This is a genomic window from Polaribacter sp. Asnod1-A03, assembly GCF_045063585.1.
In the GTDB taxonomy this organism is placed as follows: Bacteria; Bacteroidota; Bacteroidia; order Flavobacteriales; family Flavobacteriaceae; genus Polaribacter.
In genome coordinates this window covers 1,032,732-1,046,711 of the sequence record NZ_JBEFOE010000009.1, presented here as the reverse complement: position 1 = coordinate 1,046,711, position 13,980 = coordinate 1,032,732, and the positions used below count along the sequence as shown (strand labels likewise).

At 32.7% G+C, this 13,980-nt stretch carries 8 protein-coding genes; all 8 read left to right on the top strand.

Annotated features, from left to right (window positions below; genetic code table 11):
- The first annotated feature begins 3 nt into the window (after positions 1-3).
- The 8 genes from ACJJVY_RS05090 to ACJJVY_RS05055 are packed head-to-tail and all read left to right on the top strand — an operon-like array spanning position 4 to position 13,942.
- Positions 4-774 carry an SGNH/GDSL hydrolase family protein gene (locus ACJJVY_RS05090; protein ID WP_405605834.1) on the top strand — a complete coding sequence of 257 codons (771 nt, stop codon included), beginning with the start codon at positions 4-6 and terminating at the stop codon, positions 772-774.
- A gap of 4 nt (positions 775-778) precedes the next feature.
- Positions 779-2,632, top strand: a complete 1,854-nt coding sequence (locus ACJJVY_RS05085) for a beta-N-acetylhexosaminidase (RefSeq protein WP_405605832.1) — start codon at positions 779-781, stop codon at positions 2,630-2,632.
- A 13-nt stretch (positions 2,633-2,645) separates the two neighbouring features.
- Complete coding sequence (locus ACJJVY_RS05080; protein ID WP_405605830.1) at positions 2,646-4,133, top strand: arylsulfatase; 1,488 nt, start codon at positions 2,646-2,648, stop codon at positions 4,131-4,133.
- A 46-nt stretch (positions 4,134-4,179) separates the two neighbouring features.
- The gene (locus ACJJVY_RS05075) at positions 4,180-6,501 is read left to right on the top strand and encodes a GH92 family glycosyl hydrolase (RefSeq protein ID WP_405605828.1); all 2,322 of its coding nucleotides are present in this window, start codon (positions 4,180-4,182) and stop codon (positions 6,499-6,501) included.
- A 25-nt stretch (positions 6,502-6,526) separates the two neighbouring features.
- A complete protein-coding gene (locus ACJJVY_RS05070; RefSeq protein WP_405605826.1) occupies positions 6,527-7,825 on the top strand; it encodes an alpha-L-fucosidase in 1,299 nt (432 codons plus the stop codon).
- Positions 7,826-7,831: 6 nt separating this feature from the next.
- The gene (locus ACJJVY_RS05065; protein WP_405605824.1) at positions 7,832-10,300 is read left to right on the top strand and encodes a prolyl oligopeptidase family serine peptidase; all 2,469 of its coding nucleotides are present in this window, start codon (positions 7,832-7,834) and stop codon (positions 10,298-10,300) included.
- 7 nt (positions 10,301-10,307) lie between these two features.
- Positions 10,308-11,825, top strand: coding sequence for a sulfatase-like hydrolase/transferase (locus ACJJVY_RS05060; protein WP_405605822.1), 1,518 nt, complete (start codon positions 10,308-10,310; stop codon positions 11,823-11,825).
- 35 nt (positions 11,826-11,860) lie between these two features.
- The gene (locus ACJJVY_RS05055; RefSeq protein WP_405605820.1) at positions 11,861-13,942 is read left to right on the top strand and encodes a right-handed parallel beta-helix repeat-containing protein; all 2,082 of its coding nucleotides are present in this window, start codon (positions 11,861-11,863) and stop codon (positions 13,940-13,942) included.
- Positions 13,943-13,980: the final 38 nt, after the last annotated feature.

The following is a 13,980-nucleotide window of genomic DNA, read 5'->3' as shown; positions in this document are numbered from 1 at the left end:
TTCGTGAAATATTTAGGAGCTACAGGTGTTGTTATTACTGCATCTTCATGTGGGTCTTTAAATCTTTTTGGAAGCAAGTATGATGAAGAAATCGCTCGCAAAGCATGGAAAAATTTAGCTAACAAAGAAAAAGCATTTGCATATGTAGACCCAGATAAAAACTTACCAAACGTTTTTATCTACGGCGATTCTATTTCAATTGGTTATACAACAACAGTTAGAGAAGAGTTGGAAGGTAAAGCAAATGTATTCCGAATTCAAAAAAATGGAGGGTCAAGCGATACATTCATCCCTAAAATGGAAAAATTGAAGACCACCATGTTTCAACCATATTTAAAAAGTGGTTGGGATTTCGATTGGGAAGTTATTCATTTTAACGTTGGTTTACACGATTTAAAGTACCTAAAAGATGGTAAATTAAATATTGAAAGCGGTAGGCAAGTAAGCAGTATAGATGTTTACAAAGCTAACTTAGATAATATTTGTAAGTATCTTATCAAGGAATACCCAAAAGCAAAACTAATTTTTGCAACAACTACAGCAGTTCCTGAAGAAGGTGCCGATGGAAGAATTGCTGGCGATAGTGTAATTTACAACAAAGCCGCATTAGAAGTTTTGGCTAATTATCCGTCTATTCAAATTAACGATTTGTACGCCTTTACAAAACCAAATGAAAAAGCGTGGTATATAAAACCACACAACGTGCATTATAATAATTTAGGAAAAACGGCACAAGGAAAGCACGTTGCAAAACTTATTGCTGAAAATTTATAATTATATGAATAAAATATTAATTGCTATATCAATCTTTCTTTTCTCAATTATAGGGAAAGCTCAGGAAAACACGTTCATTCCACAACCAGAATCCGTTGTTTTTAACTCTGGCGGATTTCAATTAAATGGCGAAACAAAAGTATATATTCCTTCTAAAAACTTTACCGATTTACAACCCATTGTAGCTTCCGGATTAAAGGATGATACAGGTTTAATTTTATCTATAAATAAAGGAAAAGTAAGAGCAAGTTCAAACTACATTGCTTTTCAAAAAGTAAAAGATGCCTCAATTGATAGTGAAGGTTATATTTTAGAAATTACAGCTAAAAGCGTTGTAATAAAAGCTAAAGATTATGCAGGTATGTTTAATGGTTTTCAAACTTTAAAACAAGCCATTCCTGTTGGTGTAAAGGGAGCAACTGCTATACCGAATATGTTGGTTACAGATAACCCAAGATTTCATTGGCGTGGTGTTTTGTTAGATGTATCTCGTCATTTTCGAACTAAAGAATTTGTGATGAAACAGATTGATGTTTTATCAGCTTATAAAATAAATATTTTTCATTTGCATTTAACCGACGATCAAGGTTGGAGAATTGAAATAAAAAAATATCCTAAGTTAACAGAAAAAGGTGCTTGGAGAGCAGAACGTGAAGGTATTGCATGGTGGAGTAGAGAAGCTGCAACAGCCGATGAACCTAAAACGGTTGGTGGTTTTTACACACAAGAAGACCTTAAAGAAATTATTGAATATGCTCGCGTTAGAAATGTAGAAATTATTCCAGAAATAGATGTTCCTGGGCATAGTAAAGCCTTGGTGGCTTCATATCCAGAATTATTTTGTTCTGATATCGATACTACTGATGTTAATTTTGAAGTAGCTACAGGTGGTAAAGCACCAAACAATACACTTTGCCCTGTAAGTGATTTTACGTATGAGTTTTTAGAAAATGTTATTGAAGAGGTAGCAGATTTATTTCCATCGAAATATATACACATTGGTGGTGATGAGTGTAGTAAAAAAGATTGGAAACAGAGTGCCATGTGCGCTCAATTCATGGAAGAAAATGATTTGAAAGATTATGAAGAACTTCAGAGCTACTTTATCCAGCGTATTCATAAAATTGTTGAAAAACAAGATAAAACCATGATTGGTTGGGATGAGGTTTTAAGCGGTAACGGTGTTCCTGGAGCAACAATTATGGCTTGGCGACGCGGTAAATATTCACCAGAAATACAAGCGCCAAAAGGAGGATATCCAACGATTATGACTTCTTATTTACATTCATACATTAGTAGAGTACAAGGACCACAAATTATGGAACCAGAAGGTCCAAGATCAGTTTTGCCATTATCGGTAGTTTACAATCATGAACCTGTTCCTGCAGAATTAACTGAAGAAGAAGCCGCAAGAGTATTAGGAAATCAAGTAAGTTTATGGGGTGAGTTTACACCAACAGAAGAACATTTTGAATACATGTTGTACCCAAGAACATTGGCAAGTGCAGAAGTATCTTGGAGTGATCCAAAAGTGAAAAACTGGGAGCGTTTTCAAAAAGCATTGGAAACATCGCATTTTGAAAGGTTAAAACAAAAAGAGGTAACTGTTTCTAAAAGCCTATTTACGGTATATCCAGCATTTGGGATTGATGAGTTGCACGATAGAGCTATTGTATATTTAGAAACAGAAGCTGTAGGTTACGATATTTATTATACAACTAACGGAGACGATCCAACGGTTGAAGCTAATAAATACAAAGGTGATTTTAGAGTAAAACCAAAATCACTTTTAAAAGCTGGATTGTTTAATAAAGAAGGTGATTTGCTAGGGGAAATTACAGAAGTAAGATTAAAGTAAAGAAATAAAAGATATGAGAAGTTTAAAATTAGTAGCTGCGTTTTTAGTTTTTGTAAGTTATGCTTCGGCACAACAAAAGCCGAATATCGTTTATATAATTGCAGACGATTTAGGGTATGGCGATGTACAAGTTCTAAATCCAGAAAAAGGAAAAATTTTGACTCCACAAATTGATGCTTTAGCCAAAGAAGGGATGACGTTTACAGATGCACATTCTGCTTCAGCAGTTTGTACACCATCACGTTATGCAGTGTTAACAGGGCGTTATGCGTGGCGTTCTAGATTACAGCAAGGTGTTTTAAGTGGAGGTGATGAGTTAGAACCTTTAATAGCAGAAAATCAATTAACGGTGCCAGCGATGTTGCAAAAAGAAGGTTACAAAACGGCAGCTATTGGTAAATGGCATCTTGGATTTAAGTTTGTTGATGATGAAGGTAACGCAGTGCCAGTTTATGATGGTAAAAAAGTGATTGGACCAGCCATTGGATCGACAGTACCAAACGGACCAATTTCACGTGGTTTCGATTCTTTTATTGGTTTTCACCATTCAAGAGTTATGAAAACCGTGATTCAAGATGATAAGGTAATTGATAAAATGCCTCCAATAAAAATGTTACAATTTTTAAGAGAACATGCTGAAGATTATATAGAAAACGCAGCTAAAACAGAAGAACCTTTTTTTATGTATTTAGCTTTAAATTCGCCGCATAGTCCGGTGGTTCCATCTGAGGCTTGGCAAGGTAAAAGTGGTATGGGTGCTTACGCAGATTTTGTAATGGAAACCGATGATGTTGTAGGGCGCGTACTTGATGCTTTAGAAAAAAACGGAATTGCAGATAATACTTTAGTGTTCTTTACAAGTGATAATGGTTGTTCTGCGCCTGTGGCTAAAGCAGGAAAATTAGAAAAAGAATTTGGACATTACCCAAGTGCAGATTTTAGAGGTTATAAATCTGATATTTGGGAAGGCGGTCACCGTATTCCATTTATTGTAAAATGGCCAGGTCAAATTGAAGCAGATTCAGAAAACGATAAATTAATTTGTCAAACCAGTTTAATGGCTACTTGTGCTGAAATTGTTGGAGTTAATTTAGATGATAATGCTGGAGTAGATTCGTACAGTATCTTACCAATGTTAGAAAACAAGAAGGCTAAAACAGATTATAATTTGGTTGTTCATCATTCTATAAATGGAAAATTTTCTATCCGTAATAAAAAATGGAAATTAGAATTAACACCAGGTTCTGGAGGATGGTCTAATCCAACAGATAATAAAGCTATAAAGGAAAATTATCCAGATATTCAATTATACAACATGAAAAAGGATGTTGAAGAAACGACTAATGTATATGATAAATATCCTAAGCGGGTTAAAAAAATGACAGCCCAATTAATTGAAATTGTAGAAAACGGAAGAACAACTTCGGGTGGTACACAAGAAAATGATGTTACTGTTGATGTTTTTAAAACAGGTCTTACCAAAAAAGCAGGAGCACATTAAGAAAATAGTAGATAAGATTACAGCGAAAAATATGAGAATAAAAAATATGAGAACATCGGTTTATTTCTGTTTAATACTAAGCGTATTATTAGCTGTAGGTTGTTCATCTTCAAAAACAAAAGAAGTTGTAGATGTAGAAGAAGGCAAGCAACCCGTAGATTATATCAATCCAATTATTGGGGCGGTAACTTATGGTAAAAAATCTAAAGATGCTCACGGTTTTGGTAAAACATTTCCCGGTTCGGCAACACCATTTGGTTTAGTGCAATTAAGCCCAGATACAGTTTCAGATGGCGATAATGGTCCAGGATATTCGTATGAGCATTCAACCATGGAAGGTTTTAGTTTTACACACATGAGTGGTATTGGTTGGTTTGGTGATTTAGGAAACTTTCTAGTAACACCAACTGTTGGAAAATTACAAACCAACAGAGGCGTTTCTAAAGATCCTGAAAGCGGTTATCGATCTAGATATTCTCATGATACAGAAACTACAGAAGCTGGTTATTATGCCGTAACGTTAGAAGATTATAAGGTTAAAGCAGAATTAACATCGTCCGCTAGAGCGGGAATTATTCGTTTTACATATCCAGAAAGTGATAGCTCTCGTGTACAAATAGATTTAGCGCGTCGTGTTGGTGGAACATCAACCGAGCAATACATAAAAATAGTAAACGAAAACACGATTGAAGGTTGGATGAAATGTCCGCCAGAAGGTGGTGGTTGGGGAGCTGGCGCTGGTAATGCAGATTATGTGGTGTATTTCTATTGTCAGTTTAGTAAGCCTTTAAAAGATTATGGAATTTGGAGTGCCGATTTGCCAGATGTAAAGCGTAAAATGCGTTGGATAAGAAAAGATAATTACCAAGATGCTATTAAAAACGCAAAAATTTATACAGATAAAACGGAATTGCAAGGCAAGCATTTAGGCTTTTATACAAACTTCGATACTAAAGAAGGAGAAGAAGTATTATTAAAAAGCGGAATTTCATTTGTTAGTGTTGCGGGCGCTAAAGAAAATTTAGAGCACGATATTAACCATTGGGATTTCGATAAAACAAGAGAAGAAGCTCGTGATAGTTGGAGTAAAGCCATTGAAAATATAAAAGTTGAAGGTGGTACAGACGATGAAAAAACAGTTTTCTATACGTCGCTTTATCATACCTTAATCGATCCGCGTGCTTTTTCTGATGTAAACGGAAATTATATAGGTGCTGATAAAAAAGTACACCAATCGAAAGATTTTACATATCGAACTATTTTTAGTGGTTGGGATGTGTTTAGATCACAATTCCCTCTTCAGACTATAATTAATCCAGAGTTGGTTAATGATGAAATCAATTCATTATTACAAATGGCAGAATTTAGCGGTCGTGAATATTTACCACGTTGGGAAATGCTAAACTCGTATTCAGGAGTTATGTTAGGTAATCCAGCAGTTTCTGTAATTAACGATGCATACCAAAAAGGCATCCGTAATTACGATGTTGAAAAAGCATTTCAGTATTCATTAAATACAGTTAATAATACAGGAAATGGTGAGTTGGGATATTCAAATAAGCATATATCAAAAACCTTAGAATATGCCTATTCCGATTGGTGTTTAGCAACTATGGCCAAATCTTTAGGAAAAAGTGATATTGCAGAAAAGTATTTAAAACGTAGTAAGAACTATAAAAACATCTGGAACGATGAGGTTAATTGGTTTAGAGCCAAAGATAGTTCTGGGACTTGGTTACCATGGGAAGGAAAAACAAAACATGGCCAAGGTTGTATTGAAAGTAATCCATACCAACAAGGTTGGTTTGTGCCACATGATATTGATGGATTGAAAGAACTCATGGGAGGTGAAGAAGCTTTTAAAAATGAATTGGTTTCTTTCTTCGATAATACACCAGAAGATTTTCTTTGGAACAATTATTACAATCACCCTAATGAACCAGTTCATCATGTGCCATTTATGTTAAACGAAGCTGGAGTGCCACATTTAACTCAAAAATATACACGAACTATATGTAGTGATGCCTACGGAACCGATGCTTTCGGCTTATGCGGAAATGAGGATGTTGGGCAAATGTCTGCATGGTATGTTTTAGCTTCAATTGGAATTCACCCTATAAGTCCTGGAGATAATAAATATCAAATAACCAGTCCAGTTTTTAAGGATGTTGTAATTAAGCTGGATAAAAAATATTATTCGGGTAAAACATTTAAAATTGTAGCAAATAACAATTCAAAAGAAAATATATATATCCAATCTATCAAACTAAATGATAAACCATTAGATAGATTTTACATTACACACGATGAGATTACAAAAGGTGGACTTCTAGAGATGGAAATGGGGCCAGAACCAAAAATAGATTAACCAAAATATAAAAGAACAATAAAAGATGAAGAAATTATTTTTTCTAACCGTATTAATTTTAACAATAACTGTGGTAAATGCGCAAAAGCAATATTCTTATCCAATGCCACAATATACACCTACAGAAGGAAACTTAGAAGCTCGTAAAGAGTTTCAGGATATGAAGTTTGGGATGTTTATTCATTGGGGGATTTATAGTGTTTTAGCAGATGGAGAATGGGTTATGTTATTAAAGAAAATTAAAGCCGATAACTACGGAAGGTTAGCAGACTTTTTTGATCCAGAAGAATTTAATGCAGAAGAATGGGTGAAGTTAGCTAAAGATGCGGGTATGAAGTATATAACAATAACTACTCGTCATCACGATAGTTTTAGCATGTTTGATACGGATGCAAGTGATTTTAATATTGTTGATGCAACACCTTACGGAAAAGATCCTTTAAAAGAATTAGCAGAAGCTTGTAAAAAAGAAGGAATCAAATTAAATTTTTATTATTCTTTGTTAGATTGGAGACGCGATGATTATAAGAATGGAAAAAAAGGAGATGCAGCAGCTTGGACAAAGTATGTTAATTTTATGAAATCACAACTTACAGAGTTATTAACTAATTACGGTGAGATTGGATGTATTTGGTTTGATGGACATTGGGATCAAAAAGAAGCAGATTGGAAGTATGATGAAATTTACTCTTTAATCCACAAACTAAGTCCTAATACATTAATTGCAAATAATCATCATATACAACCAATACCAGGAGATGATATTCAAACTTTTGAGCGTGACTTACCAGGAGAAAATCATGGAGGTTATAGTGATGGAGTACAAGTAAGTCAATTACCATTAGAGTCTTGTGCAACTATGGCAGGTAAATGGGGATATAGTATTTATGACAAAAAGTTTAAGTCTACTAAAAAATTAATTCACTTTTTAGTAAATGCTGCTGGTAAAAACGGAAACTTATTATTAAATGTAGGTCCTATGCCAAATGGTAAAATTCAACCAGAATTTGTTAAAACCTTAGGCGAAATTGGTGATTGGACAAGTAAATATGGAGAAAGTATTTATGGTACAAGAGGTAATGAAGTAAAATCTCAAACTTGGGGTACAGTTACTAAGAAAGACAATACGCTTTATGTACATGTTTTAGAAAGTACAAATGAGCCTTACATTTTTGTTTCTGGGTTTGAAGGTAAAGTAAAATCGGCAAGCTTATTTGACGGTAAAAAGATAAAATTCAAAAAAGTTAAAGAAGGATTATTCTTATATCCAGGAGAAGATTTTGATACTTCAATAGATGGAATTATAAAATTAACTATTAGATAAGATACAATGAGAACTATTAGTAGAGTAGGAATTTTATTAATCGTTTTTTTTTTTAGTATAAATATACAGGCCCAAGATACCATTTCCTTAAAAAAAGGATTGGTAGTTGGGTCTGTTGCTAAAGGAACACGTTCTATTATTTACACAGATCCCATGTACTATAAATGGGTTACAGAAAGTACTATAAATATTGTAGAAAATGATTCGGTTGGAGTAAATAGAAGAGGAGAGACAGAGCGTTGGAAAGAAATATCTTTAAATAATAAAGGTATTTTTAAAAATAGAAAATTAAGAGGTGGTTACCTTTATATAACTTATAATTCTCCTAAAGCAGAAATTAAAATTTTAGAAATCTCTGGTCATGAAGAAGTATATGTAAATGGAGTTCCTCGTGGAGGAGATGTTTATAACAAACACCTTACTTTTCATCCTGTAGAATTAAAAAAAGGAGAAAACACTTTTTTTGTTAAAGGAGGAAGAGGAGAGGTTTTTATGCAGTTGTTATCTGTTGAAAAACCAATCTTTTTGATGAAAAGAGACATGACGATTCCTGACTTTTTAACAACTGAAAAAGATACCAAAATAGGATCTATCCGTATTTTAAATTCATCATTAAAAACACTAAAAGATCTTAAAATTGTTACCGAAGCTAACGGACAAAAGTTAGAAACTAAAGTACCTTCTATAATTCCTTTATCTATGAGGAAAGTACCTTATTTGGTGCAAGATACTTATACGAAAAAAGATACTATAAGAGTACAAGTACAGTTATTTAAAGGGAATAAATTAATTGACGAATCTTCAGTTCTCTACAAAGTAAAAACACCTAAACAATTTTATTCTAGAACTTTCATCTCTGATATAGATGGAAGTGTTCAATATTTTTCTGTAAAAGAAGGAGATATAAAAATAGAAGATAAACCAGCAATGTTTTTGTCTTTACATGGTGCAAGTGTAGAGGCTAGAAGACAAGCTGCTGAATATAAAGCAAAAGATTGGGGACATGTAATTGCACCAACCAATCGTAGAAATTTTGGTTTCGATTGGGAAGATTGGGGGCGTTGGGATGCGATGGAAGTACAAGCTATTGCAGAAAAAATGTACGACACAGATCCTAAAAGAACTTATTTAACAGGTCATTCTATGGGAGGTCATGGAACTTGGCAAATAGGAGTTACTTTTCCTAGTAAGTGGGCAGCAATTGCTCCTATTTCTGGATGGTATTCTTTATTTTCTTACGCAAATAAGGATAAAAACGAAGATGCAGAGCCATTAGAAAGAATTTTTAATAGGTCTAGCCATGCTAGTTATACATTAGAATTAGCTAAAAATTATTTGCAACATGGTGTTTATATTCAGCATGGAGATGCAGATAATGTGGTTCCTGTAGATCAAGCTAGGTTTATGAGAGATTACTTAGGAGATTATCATCCTGATTTTGCCTATTTAGAATATCCAGATAAAAAGCATTGGTTTGGTATTGATTTTAAAACGATTTTCGATTACTTTAAATGGCATACAATTCCTGATAATGGAGATGTAAAAACATTTGAATTTAGAACAGCTAATCCAGGAATTTCATCAGAAAGTAGATATATTACTTTGTATCAGCAAGAAAAACAATTTGAGTTTAGTAGAGTAAAAGTGAGTCAAAATGTACGTACAGAAAAACAAATAAAAAAAGGAGAAATTTTAAAAAACAGATCTATTGTTGTAGAAACAGAAAACTTAAAAAAGTTTAAACTGAATTTGGCACACGCAACTACATCAGATTCTATTCATGTAAAAATTGATAGTACTTCTTTTAAGAATGTAAAAGCATCTAAACAAAACGATGTTTGGTTTGAAAAGCAAAATGATACTTGGGTGTTAACAGAAAAGCCAGTAGATAATTTTCAGAAAAACCCATTAAGATATGGTAATTTTAAAGAAGCCTTTAAGCATAATATGGTTTTTGTTTATAGTACAAAAGGAAGTAAACAAGAAAATGATTGGGCATTTAACAAGGCGCGTTTTGATGCTGAAACGTTTTATTACAGAGGAAATGGGGCTATAGATATTGTGTCTGATAAAGAGTTTAAATTGTCCAAATATAAAGACAGATCTGTAATTCTGTATGGAAATTCAACTACAAATAGAGCATGGAAACTATTATTATCTAACAGTCCTGTTCAAATAAAAAGAAACCAAGTTAAAATTGGAGATAAAACTTATAAAGGTGCAAATTATGGAGTGTATTTTACGTATTCAAGAATAGATAGTAAAATGGCTTCTGTAGGAGTGGTTTCTGGAACAGGAATTACAGGTTTTAAAGTGGTAACTCCTAATAAATACTTCTCATCAGGAGTTGGAATTCCGGATGTGATGATTTTTACTCCATCACTATATAAAGAAGGAATAGATGGAGTAGAAGCTGCTGGTTTTTTTGGAAATGATTGGAGTTTAGACAAAGGAGATATTCAATATAAAAATTAATATTTAAATGAGTGATTTGATTCAGAGTTTCATAAAAAAAACATTAATACTAATAGTTGTGTTGGGTAGTGTTTTTTCTTGTAAACCTAAAGAAGAAAAAGTAGAGAATAAAAAGCCAAATTTTATTTTTATCATGGTAGATGATTTAGGTAAAGAATGGTTTACGAGTTATGGAGCTACAGAAATAAACACACCTGTTATAGACGATATGGTGTCTAAAAGTGCAAAGTTTAATAACGTATATTCTATGCCACAATGTACACCAAGTCGTGTTGCATTAATAACAGGTCAATATCCATATAATAATGGTTGGGTAAATCATTATGATGTGCCACGTTGGGGATTAGGAGCAAATTTTGATGCTGATAAAAATCCAAGTTTTGCCAAATCATTAAAACAAGCAGGTTATACAACATGTATTGCAGGAAAATGGCAAATTAACGATTTCCGTATTGAACCTAATGCAATACAAAAAGCAGGTTTTGATGAATTTTGTATGTGGACAGGTTATGAATCTGGTAACAAACCAAGTGAAAACAGATATTGGGATCCTTATATTATAACGAAAGAAGGAAGTAAAACCTACGAGGGTAAATTTGGACCAGATATTTTCTCTGATTTTGTGATTGATTTTATGAATAAGAATAAAGAAAATCCATTCTGCATATATTATCCAATGGTATTAACACATTCTCCTTTTGTACACACACCAAATGAACCTAATGTAAAAACAAAGTACCAAAAGCACAAAGCTATGGTGCGTTACACGGATTTTATCATTGGTAAAATCTTTGATAATTTAGAAAAAACAGGTTTGGCAGATAATACTTATTTAATATTTACAACAGACAATGGTACTTCTCCATCTATTATTGGTAAACGAAATGGAAAATATGTAAGAGGTGGAAAAGCATATCTTACAGAAAACGGAATTAATGCACCTTTTATAGTAAAAACACCAGATAGTAAACATTTTGAAACAGATGCTTTGGTAGATTTTACAGATATATTCCCTACATTATTAGATTTAGCAGGTGTTAAAAATATTGATAAAAGCTTAGACGGCCATTCTTTTGCGAATGTATTAAAAGAAAAATCTACTAAAAGTGAGCGTGAATTTATACTTTCTATGGGAGGTTTACCTGGGCATGTGAATAAAGAAGGTTGGTTGGTAAACGCAATAGGATTTAGAGATCGTGTACTAAGAGATGAAAAACACAAAGTTTATATAGATACTTTACAACAAATATATAGATTGTATGATCTGGAAAATGATCCGTATGAAGAGAATAACTTGATTGATGAAACTGAAATGGAAAAGGTTTTAAATGATTTTAAAACCATAGTAGATCATCTTCCTAATACGGATGACAATCCAACTTATACAAAAATAAAAGGTTTACCTACAGATGTTAATCCTACCTTTTTAGATAAAGCTGTAGAACGTTTAAAAAAGCGAAAAAATAATATGATGGGCTTAGCTACAGAAGAACAGTTTTTAAAGCAAACAAATAAAACGAATTAGAACTAATGAGAAAAATACCCCCAATTTTTATTTTTTTGATTTGTTACTTACCGCTAAATGCACAAATAAAATTTTATGTATCACCAAGCGGTAATAATACCAGTACGGGTTCTCTAGATCAGCCTCTTGCTAGTTTAACAGGAGCTCGTAATGCTATTAGAAATCATAAAAAAACATCTAAAAATATCCAGTCTTACACAGTTGTAATAAAAGACGGAAATTATTTTATGAAAGAATCTTTTGAGTTAACATCAGAAGACAGTGGAACAAAAAAATATCCAATAATTTACAAAGCAGAAAAAGGAGCTAAACCAGTTTTTAGTGGAGGGAAAATTATCAAAGGTTTTTCTGTAAACGCAAATGGAATTTGGCAAGTTAAAATTCCTGAAAGTGTATATTACAATTGGCAATTTGATCAATTGTATGTAAATGGTAAAAGAGCAACGTTGGCAAGAACACCTAATAAAGGTTTTTTAGAGTTGACAAAAGTGACTCAAAATATTTGGAAACAAGGAACTTCTAGAGTCGCAGAAAAGGCAGAACAAAAATTGTTTTTTAAAAGAGAAACATCCATAGAATTATCTAAAATAAACAGTGATGAAATCTCTCAAGTAAGATTTAAAGCCTACCATAAATGGGATTATACGCTAAGACACATTGATGAGGTAAATAAAGACAGTTTATCTATTACTACTTCTGGTAAAGGAATGAAACCTTGGAATGCCTTAAAAAAAGGAGGAAGAATAGTACTTGAAAATTATAAGGCAGCTTTAGATGCTGCAGGGGAATGGTTTTTAAGTAAAAAAGGAATTTTATATTACATTCCCAGAGAAGGAGAAACATTAGAGAATACAACTGTAATAGCACCTGTATTAGAACAATTAGTTTCTATAAAAGGAAATGCTTCTAATAATGATTATGTAGAAAATATTAGTTTTGAAGGTTTAAATTTTGAGTATTGCCATTATAAAATTCCATCTACAGGTTCAGAACCTAACCAAGCAGCAGCAATACTAAATGCAGCAATTGATGTTAAAGGAGCAAAAAACATCAAATTTTCTGACGGAGAAATTTCTAAGACAGGGCAACATGCTCTTTGGTTTGGTAAAGGAGTAAGTAATTCTGTAGTAGAAAAATTCTATATGCATAATCTTGGAGGCGGTGGTGTTTACTTGGGTGATTTTAAAGCTTTAGAAGGAAAAGAACATGCACATCATAATACAGTAAAAAATAATATAATTCAGGCAGGTGGGCAAGAGTTTCCTGCTGCTGTAGGAGTTTGGGTAGGTCACAGTTCTGATAGTAAGGTAATACACAACGATATTGGTAACTTTTATTACACAGGAATTTCTGTAGGTTGGGTTTGGGGTTATAAACCAAGTTTAGCGAAAAGAAATACGATTTCTTATAATCATATTCATCATATTGGTTGGGATTTGTTAAGCGATATGGCAGCTATTTATACCTTGGGAGCTTCTGAAGGTACGGTGGTCGAAAATAATTTAATTCATCATATACATTCATTTTCTTACGGTGGATGGGGCATGTATGCAGATGAAGGATCTACCGGAATTGTGTTTAAAAACAATTTAGTGTATAATACAAAAACAGGTGGATTTCAACAAAATTATGGAAAAGGAAACATAGCAACGAACAATATTTTGGCTTATGCAAAAAAGTATCAAATGCAATGTACAGTTGCAGAAAAGCATAAATCATTTACGTTTACCAATAATATTATTTTGTTTAATAAAGGGATGGTTGCTAAAGGAGCTTGGGATAAAGTAATAGCAGATGTTGATTACAATATTTATTGGAATGAAAGTGGAGAAGCATATGATTTTAATAAACATACTTTTAAAGAATGGCAAAAAATAGGTTTAGATAAAAATAGTTTTTTAATCAATCCTAATTTTAAAAATCCTTTAGAAGCCGATTTTAGATTCAAGAATAAAAAAATTTATAAAAAGATAAATTTTCAACCATTTGATTATTCTAAGGCAGGAGTTTTAGGGAGTAAAGAATGGAAAGTAAAGGCAAAATTACCGAATTCAATTCTTAAAAGTTTTGATGAAGCTGTAGAGAAAAATATAGCTTTAGATCCAGAAAGAGGTTAAAAATAACAGATAATTAGAAGCAAATAAATATAAATAAA

What these genes read in the sequence shown, in the direction of transcription:
- ACJJVY_RS05075 (WP_405605828.1), top strand. Translation starts at nt 4,180, where the DNA reads ATGAGAACATCGGTTTATTTCTGTTTAATACTAAGCGTATTATTAGCT.
- ACJJVY_RS05085 (WP_405605832.1), top strand. Translation starts at nt 779, where the DNA reads ATGAATAAAATATTAATTGCTATATCAATCTTTCTTTTCTCAATTATA.
- ACJJVY_RS05065 (WP_405605824.1), top strand. Translation starts at nt 7,832, where the DNA reads ATGAGAACTATTAGTAGAGTAGGAATTTTATTAATCGTTTTTTTTTTT.
- ACJJVY_RS05080 (WP_405605830.1), top strand. Translation starts at nt 2,646, where the DNA reads ATGAGAAGTTTAAAATTAGTAGCTGCGTTTTTAGTTTTTGTAAGTTAT.
- ACJJVY_RS05060 (WP_405605822.1), top strand. Translation starts at nt 10,308, where the DNA reads ATGAGTGATTTGATTCAGAGTTTCATAAAAAAAACATTAATACTAATA.
- ACJJVY_RS05070 (WP_405605826.1), top strand. Translation starts at nt 6,527, where the DNA reads ATGAAGAAATTATTTTTTCTAACCGTATTAATTTTAACAATAACTGTG.